Here is a 20,156-nt window from a genome sequence, read left to right as displayed (position 1 = left end):
CCGCCGCACCAAGTACACCCCCACCTTCGGCGCGGGAAGTCGGCCCCACCGACTTCCCACGCCGAGCACAGCACTCAGGAATGGGCGCGTTCGATCGCCTCGAAGATGTCCGCATCGGTCTCCTGCTGCCACGACGGCAGATCGACCCAGTCGGCGACGTAGCCCGGCTTCGGATTCTCGATGTGCTTGTGGATCTGGGCGATCCAACACGTCGCGACGAAGCGGCCCTTCTGCTCCCGGGTCAGCTTGGACGTGTTGCCGCCGCTCACCAGAATGAAGTCACGGACCTGGCCGAACACGGCGGCGGCACACGCGCGCTCCCACTCGGGCGTGTCGTCCCACGGGGCGACATAGCCTGCCTTCGGCTCGCCCGGGTAGTGCTTCGACACGCCGGCGATCCACGCTTCGCGGAAGAATTGCCCGTCAGACGACATGCGTTGATCCCTCGTCAGGCGGCGCCATCAAGCGCCGAAATCTGCTGGTCCAGGGCTGAAGCCCCGGCGGTCGGCCACGAACGGAACGAGACGATTCCTGACCGCCTGCAACTTCCTGCTGATGTAGCCCGAGCCGGTCTGGTCCGCCAGCTCCAGAGCGGCGTGAGTGTAGTGACTCGCCTGGTCCAGATCACGGCACAGGGCGTCCCGGCCGCCCGCCGTGGGGCGTCGGCTGACGTGTGGCGAGGCGGTCAGGAGCACCGAGCGAGTCGATGCGGGCCGAGGAAATAGGACAGGGCGGCGTGCGACGGGCCGTCAGCGACCTCACCGTTCGTCAGAAGCCTCACGACCTCGCTTTCGGGTACCCACTCCACGCGGGTCGCCTCGGACACGTCCTCGGGCTCGCCGACCCGGGTGCAGCCGGTGACGTGGTAGACGTGGAAGTGGGCGTCGCCGATACCAGACATGGCGTCGTACTCGGTCAACAGCTCGACCCGACCGGGACGCCAGCCGGTCTCCTCCTCGACCTCGCGGACGATGGCCGCCGTCGGCTCCTCGCCGGGCTCGGCCCAACCGGCCGGCACCTCCCAGCCCCAGCGGCCGGTGATGAACCGGTGCCGGTAGAGGAGCAGGAACTCGCCGGCCTCGTTGGTGACGACGGCGGTGGTCGAGGAGCGGGGATAGCGGACGACGTGGTGGTCGATCCGGCCGACACCGGGGATGTCGACGTCATCGAGCCAGACCTCGACCCACGGGCTCCCGTAGACCTGCCGTCGCCCGAACACCTCCCACTCCACGAGCAGTTCCTCCCTCACACGCGCACCAATTGCGTTCCCGACTCTCTCACGCGCGCGGCGAGCTCCCGTACAGGCCTCTCGGCCGACCAGGGCGACAGGGACACCTGAAGCGCTCGGGCGCGCAGGACGATCGGTTGGATGATGCCGGCCCGCGCCAGGTCGAGGGCGGAGTGTGCCGTGACACTCGCGGCTTCGAAGTCGCCTTGGGCGAGCCGCACCTCGGCGAGGTCGAAGGTGAGGACGGCCCTCCCCTTGAGATCGGGCGGCCCGGCCGTTCTCGGCCGGGCCGCCCGAAGAACTGCTCACCCGAACTGGATCCGGTGGCGAGTTGGTCCCGGTGGCGTGGTACCTGTGATCACCGCGCCGTCCGACGGGGCGTCCCGGCCTACCGCCGGGGCCGACCAACGTCAACATTGTTTGCCCGAATGATCTGTGACCGGGCGAGTTCGGGGGTACGGTCCCGCATACAGGTTCAAGGCATTCACGAGATGGGGCCAGCGTGGCACCTCCGGACGGAATCAGTACCGGCCAGCGCATCGCCGCCTACGAAGATGTGAGAGGCCTGAGCCATCGGCAACTTGCTGATCGTGCTCACGTCTCGTACAGCCTGCTCACGAAGGTGGTGGCCGGGCACAAGCCGGCGACACCAGAGTTCGTGGCAGCGGTGGCCAGAGCCTTGGGAGTCGATCCAGGCGACCTTCAGCCGTTCTCGCACATTGACGGGGTGGCAGATGATCCGCTGGTCCCATTGATGGGGCCGATCCGTACGACCCTCGACCTGTACGACCTGCCTCCGCAGGAGGCCGTTCGGCCTCGTGCCCTACCTGCGCTCCGGGCGGCGGTCCGGCAGGCGAACGCGCTGGCCCAGGCCGCAAAGTACAGGCCGATGGTGGCGATGTTGCCAGGCCTCCTGGTCGAGCTGCACACGGCCGCGCACGAGTTCACCGGTGATCAGCAGCGGCAGGCATGGGGTCTGCTGGCGGAGGCCTACCGGTGCGGGCACTCGGTCGGGATCGCGATCGGGCTGAGCGACTTGTCCGCGACCGCGCCGGCCCGGATGGACTGGGCTGCGGAGCGGGCCGGGGACCAGGCGCCCGCGTTGCGGGCCGCCCGCGAGTACCTGCGGGTCACCGCTTACCTGCGCGTTGGCGACCTCGCGGCCTGCCGGCGCCTCCAGGAATCCGGCCGCGGACACCTGGAGGGCACCGACATCAAGACTCCAAGCGCACTGGTCACCACCGGGCAACTGCACCTCGGCTCGGCCGTGGTCGCCGCCCGCGCCCGACAGAAGGACCTGATGCAGCACCACCTGGACGAGGCCGAAAGAGTAGCCGCCCAGACCGGCGAGCGGCCGGACCTGTCGCTGCACTTCGGGCCCACCAACGTGCAGGTGCACCGGGTGATGACTTTGGTGGAGGCCGGCGAGCACGACCGGGCGGTGGCCGCCGCGAAGGGGCTGCGGTTCCCCACCGGATGGGCGCCAACCAGGATCGGGCATCACCACATCGACCTGGCCCGCGCCTACCGATGGATGGCCAGACCGGAGGCTGCACTCGACCAGCTCGACGCCGCGTACGCGGTCGCACCCGACCAGGTATCCCGGCACCCGCTCGCCCGCGAGACGGTGACCGCACTGTCACGCTCCGCTAGCCGCCGGAGTCTGCGGCTGTCAACCTGGATCACCCGAACGGGTATCTGACGACCTTTCACTTCTGGTGAAATTCAAGGACTTCCATCAGCGGCATCGTGGTGTTCAGCACCCCCGAGAGGCGAAGCCTCGGGGTGTGAGCCCGGTCAGGTCCGGGCTCACCAACACCACTGCCGCATCCCTTGGAGCCCGCGATGGCCGCCGCACCCCGCCCTTCGTGCCCTGCCCAGACGCCGCCCGGGCCGCGCAGATCCGCCGAGGATCGCCTACGACGGAACGCCCTGGCCGCCGCAGCGGCCGGCTGGGCAGAGTTCGCCCCGACCGCCGACCCCCGGGCCCGCCGGGCCTCGTGAGTTCGGAGACGGCTCTCTCTCCGCTTGCAGCACGCCCCGCCCCCGGTCGGGTGATCCGACCCCGATCGGCGGCAGGTCTGGCGTACGTCGTACTTCCTTGACATGCTCCCGCTCCGCCTCTTCGAGGTACCCCCATGCTCACGTCCCGTCGTCCTCGCATGTTCGTCGCGCGCCTCGACTCGCGGACCGAATCCACGCCGCTGGCCCGCTACTTGCTCCGGGCCTACCTGTCCGCGCTGCCTTCCGGCGACCGCTATCGCGATACCGCCGAACTGCTCCTCGGCGAGCTCTTCGCCAACGCCGTCCAGCACTCCGACGCCCCCGCCGACCAACACATCGAGGTCCGCTTCGCCCTCACTGGCTCCCGCCTGCGGCTGGAGGTGCACGACGCCGGAAGCGGCCACCCGTCGGTCCGTACCGCCGCGCCTGACGACGAGCACGGGCGCGGCCTCTACCTCGTGAACGAGCTCGCCGAGCGCTGGGGCTGTGCCTCCCGCCCGTGCGGCGTCGGCAAGTTCGCCTGGGCTCTCGTCGCCCCCACCACCGTCTGAAAGCCCGATTCCCCATGCACCTCGCCACCCTTGCCCGGCACACCCTCTCCCGCGGCGCCACCCCCGCCGCCACCTACGCCCTCCTCGCCCGCCTCGGCCACCGACCCCTGCCCGTCGCCCGCGCCGTCTGCCTCGCCCTCGACATCCCCCACACCGAGACCACCCGCCGCCTCGCCGACTGCTACGACGCCCTGCTCGCCGACCCCCGCCCCGACTCCGCGAGCGACACCGGCGAACTCCTCGAAGCCCTCGGCGTCTTCGACATCCCCAAGTCCCTCACCGACACCGAACTCGCCGTCGTCGAACACTTCCTGACCGCCGTCGACGCCATGGGCGGCATCCGCCCCGGCCACCGCCACGGCCTCAACCGCTGGTTCACCACCGGCAACCTCACCACCGCCTACCTCTCCCTCGCCGCCGCCCACCCCCTCCCCCGCACCGGAAACCCCGCCCTCTACTGGACCACCCTCGTCACCGCCGGCGAACTCCTCGCCACCACCCTCCCCTCCGACCGCCGCATCACCTACGCCCTCACCCACTGCCGCACCCGCGCAACCCGCCCGTAAGCGCGGGAAGTCGGCCCGGCCGACTTCCCGCGCAGGAGTGGCCCGTCGCCGCTTCGGCAAGGCCAAAGCGGCGACGGAGGGTGGGGCGAGTGCTGCTCGGCGGTGCTCTCGGCGGCCTGGCCAAGCTTGGCCAGGCCGCCGTTGCTCTTGCGGTTCCTGGAAGGGGCGGAAATCGAGTGGGGCGCAGCTGTTGCCGCTGTTCCGGCCTGCTCTCTTCGGGCGGCCCGGCCGTTCTCTGCCGGGCCGCCCGAAGAGAGCACCGCTTCCGGCCGAAGCCGTCCGGCGCGGGGTCTCGCCCGAGGGCGGCCTCGTCGGCTGATCCCCTCCTCCCCGGGCCGGATCCGTCAGCGGTGTGAGAATGCCGGGACGGGGAAGGCCAGCCAGGGGAGGGCGAGCATGCTGACCGAGTCGGTGTACCGGACCGAGGACGTGGAACCACGGGACCGCTTCGAGTACTGGCAGCACCAACTCGCCCGGCTGATAGCGCCGTTCGACGTCCACACCGAGCACCGGGCCGACTTCCGGTCCGAGGTGCACGTCCTGCCGCTCGGCGACCTGGCGCTCTGGACGATGGAGCACCCGCCGCTCGCCGCGAGCCGGTCAGCACGCTTGATCCGCTCGTCCACCGACCCCGAGCTGTACCTGTTCTCGCTTCCGTTCGGCGACACCGCCACCGCGGTCCGCTCCGACGGCCTCGGCGCCTACCGCCCGCACGACGTGGTCCTGCAGGACAGCGCCCGGCCCATCCTCCTCCGGGCGAGCACCGACGATCCGCGCCAGCGGTTCCGCGGGGGCTGGCTGACCGTACCCCGACAGGCGCTGCCGCTGTCGCCGGACCGGATCGGCACGCTCACGGCCCGCCGGATGCCCGGGGGCACGGGCGTGGGCGCCCTGCTCGTCCAGCTGCTCGCCGGCATCGCCGCCGACCCCGGCGCCTACCGGGCCGGCGACGCACCCCGGCTGGGCACCGTCGCCCTCGACCTGGTGTCGGCGCTGCTCGCCCACCACCTCGACGCCGAGGACGCCGTACCGCCGGAGAGCCGGCGCCGGGCCCTGGTCCAGCGGATCCGGGCCTTCATCCGCGCCCACTTGCACGAGCCGGACCTGGACCCCGGCGCGGTCGCCGCCGCGCACCACATCTCGGTCAGCTACCTGCACCGCCTCTTCGAGGGCGAGGAGGAGACCGTCGCCGCCTGGATCCGCCACCAGCGCCTCGAACGGGCCCGCCGCGACCTCGGCGACCCGGCCCTGGCCACCACGCCCGTCCACGTCATCGCGGCCCGCTGCGGGTTCCCCCGCGCCGCGGACTTCACCCGCGCCTTCCGCGGCGCGTACGGCCTGCCGCCCCGCGACTACCGCCACGGCGCCGTGACGGCCGGCGGTGGACTCTGAACCAAGCGGCAGTGGACCGCATGCTAACGACAACCGCCGGGCGGGATCGGCAAGCTGATGGTGCGTCCGACAGGGGGGATCGAGTGGCGGACGCGACCAACACCGACACCCTCGAAGGGGGACCATCCATGTCCAGCAACGGACTCCGCAGGACCCGGCGCTCCGCCGCCGCCGTCGGCGTCGCCGCCCTGGCGCTCACCCTGAGCGGCCTCGGCGGCGGCCAGGCCTTCGCCGACTCGCACGCCGGCCTCACGGCCTCGATCGAGATCAAGAACGACAACGGCAAGTGCCTGGAGATCACCAGCTCCTCCACGGCGAACGGCGCCAGGGCCCAGCAGTGGGACTGCAAGGGCCAGGCCGGCTCGAAGTGGCGGTGGCAGTCCGCGGGCAACGGCTACTGGAACCTCGTGAACGCCAACAGCGGCAAGTGCCTGGAGATCCAGAGCTCCTCCACCTCGAACGGCGCCGAGGCCCAGCAGTGGTCGTGCAACGGCCAGGACGGCGCGAAGTGGTGGACGGTGCAGGAACGGACGAACCGGTGGACGATCCGGAACCACAGCGGCAAGGTCCTGGAGATCACCAGCTCCTCCGACGCGAACGGGGCCAACGCCCAGCAGTGGGAGAACAAGGGCCAGTCCGGCGCGCTCTGGTACTGGTAACGAGCCGCCGGCCGCTCCCCGCCAGGCCTGCCGCCCGGCGGGTAGCGGCCCGGCCCGCTACGCGTGGTCGGCCAGCACCTCGGCGATCACGTGGCGGGCGATGGAGGTCATCCTCGGGTCGCTGTCCCGGTAGTAGGACACCTCCATCAGGGCGATGGACAGGGCCCAGCCGCGGGCGCGGTCCCAGGCCGCGTCGTCGGGGGCGGCGGCCGCGCGGAAGGCCGGGCGGGCAGCCGCGGGCAGCACGTACCAGGCGGGGATCAGGTCGACGGCCGGCTCGCCGAGGCCCGCGCAGCCGAAGTCGATGACGGCGGCGAGCCGGCCGTCCGGGCCCACCAGCATGTTGCCGGGCTGGAGGTCGCCGTGGAGCCAGACCGGGGGGCCGGTGGGCGCGGGGGCCTCCAGGGCGTGCTCCCAGGCGGCGGTCGCGGCGGCGGCGTCGACCAGGTCCGGCACGGCCGCGATCGCCCGCCTGGTCTGGGCGTCGCGCTCCGCCAGCGACTCGCTGCGGTAGGCGGCGGGCCCGTCGGCCGGGTCGATCCGGCGGATGGCGGTCACGAAGCCGGCCAAGTCCCCGGCCAGCAGAGCGGGTTCCGCGATCCGCCCGGTGACCGGGGTGGCGCCGTCGAGCCAGCGCAGCACCGACCAGGGCCAGGGGCAGCCGTCGACCGGCCCGCCCACGGCCAGCGGGACCGGCACCGGGACGGGCAGCCGCGGGGCCAGGTGCCGCAGCCAGCGGTCCTCCTTGGCGATCTCCTCGACCACCCCGGGGATCCGCGGGATGCGCACCACCAGCTCGGTACCCAGCCGGTACATCGCGTTGCTGGTCCCGGTCGGCGTCACCGGCTCGACCGGCAGGCCGGCCCACTCGGGGAAGTGCTCGGCGACCATCCGGCGCACCAGCGACTCGTCGATGTCCAGTTCGTCGGGGTGCAGCTTGCGGGAGGAGGCCATGGTGACCGACCCTGCCAGCCGCGCACCGGGCCCGGCAACCGAATTGGCGCCAGGGGCGCCCTACCCCCGGCGGACGGCGCCCGCGGCGATCAGTCCGGGCAGCTCCCGCATGTCGTCGAAGACCACGGTGCCCGGCCCGGCCAGCCGCTCCGCGGCCGTGACGCCGCCCGCGTAGCCGAGCGAGCGCATCCCGGCCGCGCGGGCGGCCTCCACGCCGGGCCGGCTGTCCTCGACCACCACGCAGGCGGCCGGGTCGACACCCATCGAGCGCGCGGCGTGCAGGAAGAGGTCGGGCGCGGGCTTGCCGCGTGCGACCTCGGTGGCACTGAAGATCCGCCCGGCGAAGTGGTCGTGGAGGCCGGTCCGGCCCAGGGTGTGGCGCATCTTCTCGTGGGTGCCGCTGGAGGCCACGCAGGTGGGCAGGGTGATCGCGGCCAGCGCCTCCGGCAGTCCGTCCACGGGGGTCAGCCCGGCGTCCACCGCCTCGGCGTGCAGTTCGTGGAAACGCCTGCCCCACACGGCCGCCACCTCCGCCCCGAGCCGCTCGGCGACCAGCGCGTTGTTGGCCGGCTCCGACCGCCCGACGAAGCGCTCGATCGCCTCCGCCTCGGTCAGCGGCCAGCCGTACTCCTCCCCCAGCCGCACCAGCACCCGGACGGCGATCACCTCGCTGTCCACCAGGACGCCGTCACAGTCGAATATCACCAGCTCGATGGGCTTGATCATCCGACCAGGATAGGGAGGCCGCCACGACAAGGGCCCGGCAGCCGTAGCCACCGGGCCCCTCACCTGTCCTGGTTCACCGGCCCGTCAGGAGCCGGTCCCGGCTCAGCCGGTCTGGACGGAGGTGTCGTCGATCACGAAGCTGGTCTGGAGCGAGGCGTCCTCGGTCCCGGCGAACTTCACCGTGACCGACTGGCCCGCGTAGGACGACAGGTCGAAGGTGCGCTGCTGGTAGCCCGCCGCGGCGTCCACGTTGGAGTAGGTCTTCAGCGTGGTGCCGTTGACCGACACGGTCAGCTTGTCGTACGCGGTGCTGCCCGACTCGGCGGTGTCGATGTGCAGCCAGAAGCTCAGCGTCGCCTTGCAGCCCGCCGGGATGGTCACCGTCTGCGACAGCGAGTCCGAGTGGGTGGAGCCGTAGCCGTTCAGCCACGCCTTCCAGGAGCCGCTGTGGGCCGCCTGGGAGGAGCTGCTGTCCACCACGCCGCTGGACGCCGTCCACGGCGTGGCCGTGCCGCTCTCGAAGCCCTCGTTGCCCAGCAGCTGCGCCGGGGTGCAGCCACCGCCACCGGTCGAGACGGCCCAGGTGAAGGCGGTGGAGGCCGACTTGCCCGCGGCGTCCGTCACGGTGACGGTCACGTTGGAGCTGCCGGCGGTGGAGACCGTACCGGCTATGACGCCGGTGGAGGAGTTGATGGACAGCCCGGCGGGCAGGCCGGTCGCCGCGTAGGACAGCGGGGCGGTGCCGCCGGAGGCGCTGATCTGGAGGTTGACCGAACCGCCCACGGTGGTGGACTGGTTGCCCGGGTTGGTGACGGTGACGGCGCCGCTGCCGGCCGGCTTGGTGAGCAGGCAGCCGGTCGTGTTGAGGTCGATGGCCCGGGTGGAGGAGTTCAGGCAGGTGGTGAACCAGTACGTCTCCTCGCCGTAGCTCTGGCCCTTGTAGGCCTTGGTGGTGCCGTCGGCGGCCACCTCGCACGGGTTGTTGAGGGTGCACATGGCGCCGTCGTCGTTGCCGGTGTTGTTGATGCCGATGATCCGCCCGCTGGCGGAGTCGACGATCGGCGAACCGGAGGTGCCGTGGGTGGTGTTGCAGCCGGAGCTGTAGCGCAGCGAGTCGTGCCAGGTCCACTCGTCCTCGCGCAGGGTCGGCACGAAGCCGTTCACGGAGCAGTTCCAGACCTGCTTCCAGTACGACGAGGGTATGTACATCGACGCGCCGTCGGTCGGGTGCGTGTCGCTGATGGTCAGCGCGGTGGCGCCGTACTTGGAGGTGATCGACCCGTAGGTGTCGGTGAGTTGGTAGAGCGCGACGTCGGTGCCGGTCATCGTCGCGTAGAGCACCTTGTCGGCCTGGACGGTGCCCAGGCTGTTGCCCGCACCGTCGAGCAGGGTACCGCTACGGCTGGCGGTGGCGTTCTGGATGACCTGGCCGGCCGAGGGCATGGTCGGCAGGCAGTGCCCGTTGGTGAGCATCAGCGCGCGGTCGCCGGCCACCGAGGTGGGGTAACGGACCAGCGAGGCCGAGCAGTTGCTCAGGGCGATGGTGGAGGTCAGGTCGGCCGCCTGAACGGCGTGCGCGGGGGCGGCCGCGAAGGCCAGCCCGCCCGCGACGACGGCGCTCGTACCGGCCACCGCGACAATCCTCTTGAACATGGCTCTCCTTGTGGGGGATCGCGGGGTGTACGACTGGTCGCCGACGCCCGCGCCGCACGAAAGTGCCATGGCCACTTCAAGCGGTCAAGGATTGTGACCGAACTCGCCACTCCCCATGGCCTGTTGTGCCACCCGGCGGCAACGACCCGTCCCGGTATGCCCGTTACGGGCCGGGGTTATGGCTGCGGGGCGGTGGCCACGCTCCCCGACTCGGTCTTGGCGGGGGTACCCTCGCCCTCCTTCGCGCCGAGGGTCATCGTCCAGGTCGTCCCGGTCGGCTTGAAGTCGTACTTCTCGGAGAACTTGACGGAACGGCAGTTCTGCCAGAACTGCTTCTCGTCGGAATCCCAGTCCTCCCCGGCGAGGTAGTAGAAGTCGTACGAGCCCGCCTTGACGCCCTCGATGAGGGCCTCTTTCCCCTTGGCCGCGTACACCGAGGCCACCGACGTGCCGTCCACCCCGATCGTGAAGACCACGTCCGTGGCGCTGTTGTTCCTGACCTCCAAGGTGCCCTTGCCGTTGCTCCCGCCGTCACGGACCAGGGTGCCGTTCTCCAGCACACGCGGCGTCGGCTGCGGCTTGGGCAGCTGCGGGACGGTGAAGGCGGCCTGCTGGCCGGCCGTCGCCAGCTTGGCGAGCGCGGCGGGGATCGCCACCACCCCCTGGCCGCCGCCGAGCTGCGCCCGGATGACGCCGACCGTGCAGTACCTCTTGAGGTTGAGGTCGGTGCGGATCGTCAGCGCCTCGGAGGAGAGCGCGTTCAGACCGGCCACGAGCTCGGTGCGCGCCGCGTCGGCCCCGTCCGGTGCGGCGGCGGCCTTCAGGTTCCGGACGGCGCGGTCGGCGTTGGACTCGGTGACGGCGAGCGCGGTCTCGACCTCCTTCATCGTCGTCGCCGCGGCCACCTTCGCCAGCCCGGCACCGACCGGCTCCAAGGACTGGGCGAGCGTCGTACCGAACGGCGTCGCCGAAGCGCTCGGCACCGCCGCCGACGAAGCGCTCGGCGCCGCCACCCCTCCGCCCCCGCCGGAACACGCCGCCAGCAGCAGCACCCCACCGACCGCCAGGACAGCCCTACCCCTGAACTCCACGACCCCACCCCACCGTCATCCCAGCGCGCACTCCCCGTACGCGTCAGGCGACATGCTGTCGAGCACGAACCACCCCGGTCAACCCGATTCGGACGGCCACCCGAAGGGGCCGCCCCCAGGGCCGTTCACGGAGGTCAACTACGATCGGGCCCGTGCTCAGTCTCACCGGACTCCCGCTCCAGATCATCACCTCCCTCCTCGCGATAGCCGTCTTCGCCGCCACCATGTGGCTGTGGCCGCGGCTCGGCGGGAAGGGCTGGAAGGCGTGGCTGGGCCGGATCGGCGCGTTCCTGGCCACCCAGGTGTCGGTGCTGGCCGCGATGGGTCTGATCGCCAACAGCTACTTCGGCTTCTACAGCTCCTGGACGGACCTGCTGGGCACCAGCGGCGGGCTCGGCACGGTGGTCGACCACCAGCCCAACGCCTCCGGGGTGGCCGTCACCGGTGAGCAGAAGTTCTACTCCGCGCAGGGCTCGGACCCGGAGCGCTCCGGCCAGATCCAGAAGGTCGACGTCCGGGGGGCCGGCAGCGGGCTGACCACCGAGGCGTACGTCTACCTGCCGCCGCAGTACTTCCAGCCGGACTACGCCAAGCAGCGCTTCCCGATGGCCCTGGTGCTCACCGGATACCCGGGCACCCCGGAGAAGCTGATCTCGCTGATGCAGTACCCGGCGTCGACGCTGGACGCGATAGAGCGGAAGAAGCTGCCGCCGACCGTCCTGGTGATGACCCGCCCCACCCTGGTCGGCGACCGGGACACCGAGTGCGTGGACGTGCCGAACGGCCCCCAGGTGGAGACCTTCTTCACCTCCGACCTGCCCAAGGCCCTCGCCACCACCTACCGGATCGGCACCGACCCGGCCAACCGGGCGGTGATCGGCAACTCCACCGGCGGCTACTGCGCGCTCAAGTTCGCGCTGCGCAAGCCCGACTCCTACCGCGCGGCGGTCGCGCTCTCCGGCTACTACAGCGCCGCCCACGACCCGACCACCGGTGACCTGTTCGGCGGCAGCGCCCAGCTGAAGCAGGAGAACGACCTGCTGTGGCGGCTGAAGAACCAGCCCGCGGCCCCCGTCTCGCTGCTGCTGACCACCGCGTACGACGAGAACAACTACGACGAGACCAAGGCCATGGTCGCCGCCTTCAAGGCCCCCACCAAGGTGTCCACCATCACCCTGGACACCGCCGGCCACAACTTCCACACCTGGACCCGGGAGATCCCCCCGGCCCTGGAGTGGCTGGGCAAGCACCTCACCATGCCGCCGTCCGCCTGACGTTCCGGATCACACGCGTCTCACAGCCCCGTCTCACGGTTCTCTCAGCAGCGCCACGCACCGTATGGCGCATGACCACGAGCAGCTACTCCCCTCCGGCCGGCGAACCGTGGCCCGAGGCCGCGGACCACCCGCCGCCGGAGGTGCCGGCCCCGGTCCGGCCGGGCCCGGCACCGCTCTTCCCCGAGCAGCCCCTGCCGGCCGCCGGCCCCAAGGGCCCGGCCTCCTGGTCCGGCCGGCTGCGCACCCTCCCCGCCCGCGCGTGGCGCGGGCGCGCGGACGACCCGCGCTGGGTGCGCCCGGCCCTGCTCGCGCTGCTGGCCGCGACCGCCGTCCTCTACCTGTGGGGCCTGAGCGCCTCCGGCTGGGCCAACTCCTTCTACTCGGCCGCCGTGCAGGCCGGCTCCCGGAGCTGGAAGGCTTTCTTCTTCGGCTCCTCGGACGCGGCGAACTTCATCACCGTCGACAAGCCCCCGGCCGCGCTGTGGCCGATGGCGCTGTCGGCGCGGGTCTTCGGCCTCTCCTCCTGGTCGGTCCTCGCCCCGCAGGCACTGATGGGCGCGGCCACCGTCGGCGTGCTGTACGCGACGGTGCGCCGCCGCTTCTCCCCGCTGGGCGGCCTGCTGGCGGGCGCCGCGCTGGCGCTCACCCCGGTCGCGGCGCTGATGTTCCGCTTCAACAACCCGGACGCGCTGCTGGTGCTGCTGCTGACGCTGGCCGCGTACGGGCTGGTGCGGGCAATCGAGGCGGCGGGCACCCGGTGGCTGGTCCTCACCGGGGTGATGTTCGGCCTCGCCTTCCTCACCAAGACCCTGGCGGCCTTCCTGGTGCTGCCCGCCTTCGCGGTGACCTACCTGGTCGCGGCGCCCACCGGGTTCGGGCGGCGGGTGCGCCAGAGCCTGCTCGCGGGCGCGGCACTGCTGGTCTCGGGCGGCTGGTGGGTGGCGGTCGTCGAGCTGATGCCCGCCTCGGCCCGCCCGTACATCGGCGGCTCGCAGGACAACAGCTTCCTCTCGCTCACCTTCGGCTACAACGGCCTCGGCCGGGTCGACGGCAACGAGCGCGGCAGTGTGGGCGGCGGCGGCCGGATGCCGGCCGGGCTGGACCTGCCGGGCGGCGCCACGGCGCACGGCGGCGGCCGCGGCTGGGGCGAGACCGGGCTGACCCGGATGTTCGGCACCGACATCGGCGGGCAGATCGCCTGGCTGCTGCCGGCCGCGCTGATCCTGCTGGCCGTCGGCCTCTGGGCGACCCGCCGCCACGCCCGCACCGACACCGCCCGCGCGGCCTTCCTGGTCTGGGGCGGCTGGCTGCTGTCCACCGCGCTGATCTTCAGCTTCATGTCCGGGATCTTCCACCAGTACTACACGGTGGCGCTGGCCCCGGCCGTCGCGGCGCTGGTCGGCATGGGCGTGGACGGGCTGTGGCGGGCCCGGCACCGGCTGCCCTGGGCGCTGGTGCTGGCCGGGACGCTCGCGGTGACGTCGGTCTGGGCGTTCGTGCTGCTCGGCCGCAGCCCGGGCTTCCTGCCGTGGCTGCGGTGGGCGGTGCTGATCGGCGGTCTGGTGGCGGCGGCCGCGCTGGTCGTCGGGCAGATGGCCGGACGGGCCTCGGGTCGGACCGGCGCGCGGATCGCCTCGGTGGCGGGCCTGGTGGGCGTGGCGGCGGCGCTCGGCGGACCGGCGGCGTACGCGGTGGACACCGTGAACACCCCGCACACCGGCTCGATCGTGACCGCGGGGCCGGGCGTGGACGGCGCGTCCGGGCCCGGCGGCATGGGGCGCAGGGGCGGCAACGGCGCGAAGGGATTCCCGGGCGGCGGCAACGGGCGCGGGTTCGGCCAGGGCGGTCAGGCGGGTCAGAACGGCCAGGGCGGCCAGGGCGGCCAGCCGGGCTTCCCGGGTGCCCGGGGCTTCCCCGGCGGGCAGGGCTTCGGCGGCGCCCAGGGCTTCGGCGGCGGCGGTACGGGCTCCGAGCACGCCAACGGCCGCCACGAGCGCGGCACCGGCGGCACCGGCACCGGCACCGACGGCGTCCCCGGCCTGCCGGACACCGAGGCCTCGGGCGGCCTCACCGGCGGCACGGCCGGCGGCCCGCCGCCCGGCGGTATGGGCGGGCTGCTCGACGGCCCCAAGGTGACCGGCGAGGTCGCCGCCATGCTCGAGGAGAACGCCGACCACTACACCTGGGCGGCCGCCACGGTCGGCTCGCAGACCGCCGCCGGCTACCAACTCGCCACCGGCGAACCGGTGATGGCCCTCGGCGGCTTCAACGGCACCGACCCCTCGCTGACCCTGGCCGGCTTCCGGCAGTACGTCCAGGACGGGAAGGTGCACTGGTTCATCGGCGCGGGCGGCTCCCGCCGCGGCTTCGGCGGCGCGGGCGGCGACGAGGGCGGGCAGCAGAGCGAGTCCGCCCAGATCGAGTCCTGGGTGACGGCGCACTACACGGCGAAGACCATCGGCTCCACCACCTTCTACGACCTGACGGCCCCCACCTCCTGAGCCCGAATCCCCGAGGGGGCGTGCCGCGTTCGCGCGGCACGCCCCCTTTCCCGTCCGGCCCCCTGTTCCTCTCCCGCCCCGGTTCCTCAGTCGGACGGGCAGTGCGTCCCGGCCGCCGGCAGCCGGCCGTCCACCAGGTAGGCGGCCACCGCGTCCCGGACACATCCGCTCTTGTCGTACCCGGTGTGCCCGTCGCCGTCCCGGGTGAGCAGCACCCCGTGCTCCAGCCCGCCGGCGAGCCGCTGCGCCCAGGCGTACGGGGTGACCGGGTCGCCGGTGGAGCCGATCACCAGGATCGGGGCGCTGCCCGCCGCCCGGATCGGCCGCGGCGGCTCGGGACTGCGGAAGGGCCAGGCGCGGCAGTCCGGGTCGAGCAGGGTGCCCACCGGGTCGTGGCCGCTGACCAGCGGGGCGCGGGCGGCGAGTTCGGCGAGGGCCGGGCGCAGTTCCGCGTCGGTGGGCGGGGGCGGGCCGTCCGCGCAGGAGATGGCGGCGTAGGCGTCGGCCGGGGTCCGGTAGCGGCCGTCCTCGTCGCGGTGGTCGGCGCCGTCGGCGAGGGCGAGCAGGCCCTCGGCCTCGCCCCGGGTGACGGCCGGTCCGAGGGCCTCGCGCAGCCGGGGCCAGGAGCGGTGGCCGTCGGAGAGCACGTCCAGGGCGGCGTCCCAGCCGAGCGCGGCGGTGAGCGCGCGGCCGTCGGCGGCGCGCAGCGGGTGGTCGCGCAGCCCGTCGAGGAAGCGGGCGAGGCGCTGCGGGGCGGCGGCGGGGTCGGCGCCGAGCGGGCAGGCCGCTCCGTCGTCGGTGGCGCAGGCGGCGGCGAAGGCCCGGAGCCCGGTCTCGGCGGCGGCGGCCTGTTCGGTGCCGAGCCGCGCGGCGGGGGCGCCGTGGTCGACGGCGCCGTCGAGGACGAGCCGGCCGGTGCGGTCGGGGAACTGCTCGGCGTAGGCGGCGCCGAGGTGGGTACCGTAGGAGAAGCCGAGGAAGTCCAGCCTGCGTTCGCCGAGGGCGCCGCGCAGGACGTCGAGGTCGCGGGCGGTGTCGCGGGTGCCGAGGTGCGGGAGCAGGTCGGCGTGCCGGGCGCGGCAGGCCTCGGCGAGGACCCGGCCGTGGTCGTAGGCCGGGTCGTCGGTGGCGTCCCACTGGTCGCGGGTGCGGTCGTCCAGGCAGTGGACCGGGGTGGTGTCCCCGGCGCCGCGCGGGTCGAAGCCGACCAGGTCGTACCGGTCGTGCAGCGGCCCCTGGTAGCCCTTCCAGCCCCAACGGACCATGTCGACACCGGAGTTGCCGGGGCCGCCGGGGTTGAGCAGCAGGGCGCCGAGCCGGTGCGCGCGGTCGGCGGCGGGCACCATGGCGAGGGCGACGTCGACGGTGGGCCCGCCCGGGTCGGCGTAGTCCAGCGGGACCTTGAGGGTGGCGCACCGCACGGCGGCCCGGTCCGGGTCGTCGCCGTCCTCGCCGGGGCAGCGCCGCCAGTCGATCCGCTGGTCGTAGAGCGCGCGCAGGGCGGGCGCGGCGGTGGCGGCGACCCGCTCGGCCAGCGGCGGCCGGTCGGGCGGGGCGGGGGCGCTGCCCGTGCAGCCGCTCGGCAGCGCGAGGGCGAGGGCGGCGGCGAGGGCGGGCAGGGTACGCCCGGGCGGGCGGGGAAGCCGGGGGATCATCGGGGCCACCGCCCACAAGTACCACCCGGCACGCGCCCCGCGCACACCGCACCCGCCCCCGGCTTCACGGGATTAACGTTTCGTCAGCCGCCGCACTGCTGAAGCATGGCCTTCTTGTCGGCCTCGGAGACGGGCAGCTGGTACTTCAGCGAGACCTGGGCGAAGCGCACCGCGTAGGAGCAGCGGATCTCGGTGTTGGCGGGCAGCCAGGTGGCCGGGCCGGAGTCGCCCTTGGAGGCGTTCTGCGAGCCGTCGGCGGGGATCAGGTTGAGCGGGTCGTTGGCGATCTGGACGCGCTTGGCCTTGTCCCACTTACTGGCGCCCATCTGCCAGTCGTAGGACAGCGGCATCACGTGGTCGATCTGGATCTTGGAGGCCTGCTGCTTGGTCCACTGGACGCTCTTGCCGGTGTACGGGTCCCAGATGGTCATCGCGGTGACGGTGCAGTCCGAGCCGTCCTTGTGCTCGACGCCGGTGCCGTCCCGGGCGAGCAGGTCGTTGCGGGTGTCGCACTTGTTGCCGCCGAACGGGACGCCGTCGACGTTGTCCGTCCAGGCGGGGCCGAACTCGTTGCGGTCGTAGCCGTCCTTGGTGCCGGCGGCGGCGGTGGCGACCTTGGCGATGACGTCCCGGCCGGCCTTCTGCTCCTCGGGGGTGGTCAGCGGCGCCAGGCCGGGCTTGGTGCCGTCCGGGTTCTGCAGCGGGCTGGTGCCGGTGGCTCCGGTGGCGGGGGCGGCGGTGCCGCCGTCGGCCTTGGGGCCGGTCGGCTTGTGGTCGCGGCCGCCGATCAACCATCCGACCAGCGCGAGCGCGCATATCAGGAACACGGTGGCGGCGGACAGCGTGGAGCGGCGGGCGGGCACGGAGAACTCCCGGGATCAGGGGCGGGGTGACGGCGAACCAGCAGATCAGCCGCCCCGAGAGCAGGTCAAGCCGACGCCACGCGGCGGCCCGGAGCATGTCGAAGCTCACACTCGCTCACACCGCCCTCCCCGCGAGGGCGTCCGGCCACCGGACGCGGCGGCGCCCCCTCGGCCCCGCCGTGCACGCCCCGGTCCCGACCGGGCAGGCTGACCCCATGCAGACACCACCGACACCCGCCGGGCGGGGCCCGGTCGCCGCCCTGGTCCTCGCCGCCGGGGGCGGGAGCCGCCTCGGCGGGCGCCCCAAGGCACTGCTGCGGTACGGGGGCCGGCCGCTGGTGGAGCACGCGGCGGCGGTGGTCCGGGCCGGCGGCTGCGCGGACGTCACGGTGGTGCTGGGCGCGCAGGGCGACCGGGTACGGGCCACCGCGCACCTGCCGGGCTGCCGGCTGGTCGGCAATCCGGACTGGAAGCAGGGCATGGGCACCTCGCTGCGGGCCGGCCTGGCCGCGCTGCCGCCGCACGCCTCGGCGGCGCTGGTGATGCTGGTGGACACCCCGGGCGTCACCCCGGCCGCGGTGGCCCGGCTGCTGGCCGCCCACCGGGCGGGCGCCGACCTGGCCGCCGCGTCCTACGGCGGGCGGCGCGGGCACCCGGTGCTGATCGGCGCCCGGCACTTCGCGGAGGCGGCGGCGGGCGCCCGGGGCGACGCCGGGGCCCGCGCCCTGCTGACGGCGCACGCGGCGGAGCTCGTCCTGGTCGAGTGCGCCGACGTCGCCGTCCCCGACGACCTCGACACCCCCGCCGACCTGGCCCGCTGGTCCGCGGGATGAACGTCCAGGTCCGACCCGCCGGGCATCCCCCTCCGGAAGGATTCGGCCCCTACCCAGGTGGCCAGGAGCCCCTGATCCGTCCCTGAGGATTGCCCCATTCCGCGCCCGGCGCCGGACATTTCGGGGAGCATGGGAATCGTCCCACCCACCCGACACCGACGGACGGAGCCCGCGATGGCCGGACTGCCCGACGACTTCACCGGACACGACCCCACGCGGCCGGGGCCGGGTGGTGGCGCCCGGGCCATCCGCTGCCCCGCCTGCCGCCGCGAACACCTCTACGAACCGCCGTCCCTGCCCTGCCCGTGCGGGGCCTCGCTCAAGGTGCCGCTGCTGCGCGGCGGGGTGCCGGTGCAGGTGCGCTTCCGCTCCTGGGAGGACTCCTGGCTGAGCATGCGCTGCCCGCACTGCGGCCGCTCCGACCAGTGGCCGCAGCCCGAGTTCACCTGCAACTGCGGCGCCACCGTCCGGCTGCCGGTCGACCGCACCACCCGGCTGGGCACCGGCACCGCCGCCCCGCTCGCCGCCCCCGGCCCGCAGGCCGCCCGCCCGTACCCGGCCCATCCGGTGAACGTGCCCACCCCGGCCCCGCCCGCGCCGCCCGCGGCCGGCCGTTCCCGCCCGTTCCGCCACCGCACGCCGTTCCGCCCGCACCCGGTGCGTACCTCGCAGGACGCGGTGTTCACCGCCGCCCGCTACCTGGAGTGGCTCGGCTTCGACGACCTGGAGCTGACCGAGGCCCAGGAGCGCGACGGGGTCACCCTGCTGGGCAGCCGGATGGTCGCCCAGGTGGACACCTGGACCGAGCCCGCCGACGTGAAGTCGGTCGAGTGCCTGTGGCTGCAGACCCTGCACGCCGAGGAGATGGCCGCCGCGATGTTCACCCTCGCGGGTTATTCGCACCAGGCCACCGTGCGCGGCGAACAGCTGCTGGTCGCCCTGTTCAGCCTGGACCTGGCGGGTGTGCCGCAGCCCGCGAACGGCGCCGCCGAGGCCCTGATGGAGACCGGCTGGACCTCCTGACCCACCGGCTGACCCACCGGGCCGCCCGGTGGGCGGCCCGCTTCCCTCTCCTCCGCGTCTCCTCCCGTGCGCACCCCTAGATCATTTCTCCTCCAAAAGCAACAACCTTCGCTCGTGATCTGGTGCACAAGCTCACCCCCGTGTTGAATTGCGGCCACAGCGCGGGCCTTTCGCCCTGTCGTCGTCATGCGCACGGGTCGTGGCGGCAGGGCCTCAGGGGCGGGTCCGCGCCCTTGCCGGATGGCGCACACAAGGAGGTGGCGTTGTCGGAGCACGGATGGGACCCGAGCGGCCCGGAGGGGCGGGGGCGGGCGGCAGCGGAGGAGCCGGGTGACACCGTGTGGCGGCTGAGGTCCCGGGGGTGCTGGCAGGAGGCCGCCGAACTGCTGCGACCGGCCGCCGAGCACGACCCGGCCGCGGCCCTGGGGCGGGCCGAACTCCTCATCGAGCAGTGCCTGTTCACCGCCGCGAACTGGACCCAGGCGGAGCAGGCGCTGCGCCTGGCGGAGGCGCTGGCCTCCGGCACCGAACAGCGCGCGGGCGCCGCCTGCGCCCGCGGCTTCCTCGCGTACGTGGCGAGCGTGCTCGGCCCGCGGGACCGGCTGGACGAGGCACAGGCGGCGCTCGGCCGCACCTCGGCCCTGCTGCCGCCGGACGCCCCGGGCCGCCCGCTGCTGGACTTCCGGCGCGGGCTGGTCGCCGAGAACCTGCTGCGGGACCGCAGCGCAGCCTGGATCGCCTACCGCCGGGCGCACGACGGCGCCGGCGAGCGCGGGGACGAGCTGCTGCGCTCGTACACCTGGCGACACCTGGCCGCACTGGCGCTCTCCCGCGGGGACCGGGGGAACGCCCGGGAGGGCTTCGACGCCTCCCTGCGGCTGCGCGAGCAACTCGGCTTCACGGTGGGGGTGGCGCCGGCGCTCGCCGCGCTCGCCGAGGTGTCCGAGCCGCCCGAGGCCGCGCGGCTGCGGGCCGAGGCGGCCCGACTGGTGGCCGCCCTGGGCGGAGTGCCGGTCTGGCTCGCGCGCCAGCTGGGGCCCCGCCGTACGCCGGGGGCTCCCACGGACGGGCGCATCACGAGCGAGACCGGGGGGACAATCAGCTAAGGTGAGGCTAACCTGGCCGGGGGGAGCAGTACCCCGGCCAGGTCGCCTTGCCGTTCCCCGGGCACCGCCATGCC

At 73.5% G+C, this 20,156-nt stretch carries 17 protein-coding genes and 2 pseudogenes; 10 read left to right on the top strand and 9 right to left on the bottom strand.

Annotated features, from left to right (window positions below; genetic code table 11):
- Window positions 1-74: 74 nt before the first annotated feature.
- Both ACIQ87_RS26785 and ACIQ87_RS26780 read right to left on the bottom strand, forming a co-directional pair.
- Window positions 75-434: a hypothetical protein gene (locus tag ACIQ87_RS26785; RefSeq protein ID WP_402410975.1), complete on the bottom strand. Its 360-nt coding sequence runs from the start codon at window positions 432-434 to the stop codon at window positions 75-77.
- A 251-nt stretch (window positions 435-685) separates the two neighbouring features.
- Window positions 686-1,249: an NUDIX hydrolase gene (locus ACIQ87_RS26780; protein ID WP_402410972.1), complete on the bottom strand. Its 564-nt coding sequence runs from the start codon at window positions 1,247-1,249 to the stop codon at window positions 686-688.
- Window positions 1,250-1,730: 481 nt separating this feature from the next.
- Between ACIQ87_RS26780 and ACIQ87_RS26775 the strand changes: the two genes are divergently transcribed.
- From ACIQ87_RS26775 to ACIQ87_RS26755, 5 genes are all read left to right on the top strand, one after another.
- Entirely contained in the window at window positions 1,731-2,930 is a 1,200-nt protein-coding gene (locus ACIQ87_RS26775; protein WP_402410969.1) for a helix-turn-helix domain-containing protein, read from the top strand.
- A gap of 460 nt (window positions 2,931-3,390) precedes the next feature.
- Window positions 3,391-3,783, top strand: a complete 393-nt coding sequence (locus ACIQ87_RS26770; protein WP_402410966.1) for an ATP-binding protein — start codon at window positions 3,391-3,393, stop codon at window positions 3,781-3,783.
- Between the two features lie 14 nt (window positions 3,784-3,797).
- Window positions 3,798-4,349 (top strand): hypothetical protein, encoded by a 552-nt coding sequence (locus tag ACIQ87_RS26765; RefSeq protein WP_402410963.1) that lies wholly within the window; start codon window positions 3,798-3,800, stop codon window positions 4,347-4,349.
- A gap of 396 nt (window positions 4,350-4,745) precedes the next feature.
- Window positions 4,746-5,741, top strand: a complete 996-nt coding sequence (locus tag ACIQ87_RS26760) for a helix-turn-helix domain-containing protein (RefSeq protein ID WP_402410961.1) — start codon at window positions 4,746-4,748, stop codon at window positions 5,739-5,741.
- A 128-nt stretch (window positions 5,742-5,869) separates the two neighbouring features.
- Window positions 5,870-6,400, top strand: a complete 531-nt coding sequence (locus ACIQ87_RS26755; RefSeq protein ID WP_402410958.1) for an RICIN domain-containing protein — start codon at window positions 5,870-5,872, stop codon at window positions 6,398-6,400.
- A 57-nt stretch (window positions 6,401-6,457) separates the two neighbouring features.
- Here the strand turns inward: ACIQ87_RS26755 and ACIQ87_RS26750 are convergent, their stop codons facing one another.
- From ACIQ87_RS26750 to ACIQ87_RS26730, 5 genes and pseudogenes are all read right to left on the bottom strand, one after another.
- A complete protein-coding gene (locus tag ACIQ87_RS26750) occupies window positions 6,458-7,354 on the bottom strand; it encodes an aminoglycoside phosphotransferase family protein (protein WP_402410955.1) in 897 nt (298 codons plus the stop codon).
- A gap of 60 nt (window positions 7,355-7,414) precedes the next feature.
- Window positions 7,415-8,080, bottom strand: coding sequence for an HAD family hydrolase (locus ACIQ87_RS26745; RefSeq protein WP_402410952.1), 666 nt, complete (start codon window positions 8,078-8,080; stop codon window positions 7,415-7,417).
- A 102-nt stretch (window positions 8,081-8,182) separates the two neighbouring features.
- Window positions 8,183-8,908 (bottom strand): annotated as a pseudogene (locus ACIQ87_RS26740) (putative Ig domain-containing protein); the annotation flags it as partial.
- A gap of 207 nt (window positions 8,909-9,115) precedes the next feature.
- Window positions 9,116-9,733, bottom strand: a pseudogene (locus ACIQ87_RS26735) (serine protease); the annotation flags it as partial.
- 176 nt (window positions 9,734-9,909) lie between these two features.
- Window positions 9,910-10,824 (bottom strand): hypothetical protein, encoded by a 915-nt coding sequence (locus ACIQ87_RS26730; RefSeq protein ID WP_402410949.1) that lies wholly within the window; start codon window positions 10,822-10,824, stop codon window positions 9,910-9,912.
- A gap of 152 nt (window positions 10,825-10,976) precedes the next feature.
- On the opposite strand from ACIQ87_RS26730, the gene ACIQ87_RS26725 reads away from it, so the two are divergent.
- Window positions 10,977-12,098, top strand: a complete 1,122-nt coding sequence (locus tag ACIQ87_RS26725) for an alpha/beta hydrolase (RefSeq protein WP_402410946.1) — start codon at window positions 10,977-10,979, stop codon at window positions 12,096-12,098.
- 71 nt (window positions 12,099-12,169) lie between these two features.
- Window positions 12,170-14,602, top strand: a complete 2,433-nt coding sequence (locus ACIQ87_RS26720; protein ID WP_402410943.1) for a glycosyltransferase family 39 protein — start codon at window positions 12,170-12,172, stop codon at window positions 14,600-14,602.
- An 86-nt stretch (window positions 14,603-14,688) separates the two neighbouring features.
- Here the strand turns inward: ACIQ87_RS26720 and ACIQ87_RS26715 are convergent, their stop codons facing one another.
- Both ACIQ87_RS26715 and ACIQ87_RS26710 read right to left on the bottom strand, forming a co-directional pair.
- Complete coding sequence (locus ACIQ87_RS26715; RefSeq protein WP_402410940.1) at window positions 14,689-16,257, bottom strand: alpha/beta hydrolase; 1,569 nt, start codon at window positions 16,255-16,257, stop codon at window positions 14,689-14,691.
- A gap of 83 nt (window positions 16,258-16,340) precedes the next feature.
- A complete protein-coding gene (locus ACIQ87_RS26710) occupies window positions 16,341-17,120 on the bottom strand; it encodes an HNH endonuclease family protein (protein ID WP_402410937.1) in 780 nt (259 codons plus the stop codon).
- Between the two features lie 215 nt (window positions 17,121-17,335).
- On the opposite strand from ACIQ87_RS26710, the gene ACIQ87_RS26705 reads away from it, so the two are divergent.
- The 3 genes from ACIQ87_RS26705 to ACIQ87_RS26695 all read left to right on the top strand — a co-directional run bounded on the left by ACIQ87_RS26705 (window position 17,336) and on the right by ACIQ87_RS26695 (window position 20,082).
- Window positions 17,336-17,953, top strand: a complete 618-nt coding sequence (locus ACIQ87_RS26705; RefSeq protein ID WP_402410934.1) for an NTP transferase domain-containing protein — start codon at window positions 17,336-17,338, stop codon at window positions 17,951-17,953.
- Between the two features lie 174 nt (window positions 17,954-18,127).
- A complete protein-coding gene (locus ACIQ87_RS26700) occupies window positions 18,128-18,976 on the top strand; it encodes a hypothetical protein (RefSeq protein ID WP_402410932.1) in 849 nt (282 codons plus the stop codon).
- Between the two features lie 263 nt (window positions 18,977-19,239).
- A complete protein-coding gene (locus ACIQ87_RS26695) occupies window positions 19,240-20,082 on the top strand; it encodes a hypothetical protein (protein ID WP_402410929.1) in 843 nt (280 codons plus the stop codon).
- Window positions 20,083-20,156 lie beyond the last annotated feature (74 nt).

It is taken from the genome of Kitasatospora sp. NPDC096204 (assembly GCF_044763205.1).
Lineage (GTDB): Bacteria > Actinomycetota > Actinomycetes > Streptomycetales > Streptomycetaceae > Kitasatospora.
Note: the sequence above shows the minus strand (reverse complement) of the source record. Positions and strands in the feature narration are given on the sequence as shown.

Coding starts and splice junctions, on each gene's coding strand:
- ACIQ87_RS26785 (WP_402410975.1), bottom strand. CDS start 434: ATGTCGTCTGACGGGCAATTCTTCCGCGAAGCGTGGATCGCCGGCGTG.
- ACIQ87_RS26770 (WP_402410966.1), top strand. CDS start 3,391: ATGTTCGTCGCGCGCCTCGACTCGCGGACCGAATCCACGCCGCTGGCC.
- ACIQ87_RS26765 (WP_402410963.1), top strand. CDS start 3,798: ATGCACCTCGCCACCCTTGCCCGGCACACCCTCTCCCGCGGCGCCACC.
- ACIQ87_RS26760 (WP_402410961.1), top strand. CDS start 4,746: ATGCTGACCGAGTCGGTGTACCGGACCGAGGACGTGGAACCACGGGAC.
- ACIQ87_RS26755 (WP_402410958.1), top strand. CDS start 5,870: ATGTCCAGCAACGGACTCCGCAGGACCCGGCGCTCCGCCGCCGCCGTC.
- ACIQ87_RS26750 (WP_402410955.1), bottom strand. CDS start 7,354: ATGGCCTCCTCCCGCAAGCTGCACCCCGACGAACTGGACATCGACGAG.
- ACIQ87_RS26745 (WP_402410952.1), bottom strand. CDS start 8,080: ATGATCAAGCCCATCGAGCTGGTGATATTCGACTGTGACGGCGTCCTG.
- ACIQ87_RS26720 (WP_402410943.1), top strand. CDS start 12,170: ATGACCACGAGCAGCTACTCCCCTCCGGCCGGCGAACCGTGGCCCGAG.
- ACIQ87_RS26715 (WP_402410940.1), bottom strand. CDS start 16,257: ATGATCCCCCGGCTTCCCCGCCCGCCCGGGCGTACCCTGCCCGCCCTC.
- ACIQ87_RS26705 (WP_402410934.1), top strand. CDS start 17,336: ATGCAGACACCACCGACACCCGCCGGGCGGGGCCCGGTCGCCGCCCTG.
- ACIQ87_RS26700 (WP_402410932.1), top strand. CDS start 18,128: ATGGCCGGACTGCCCGACGACTTCACCGGACACGACCCCACGCGGCCG.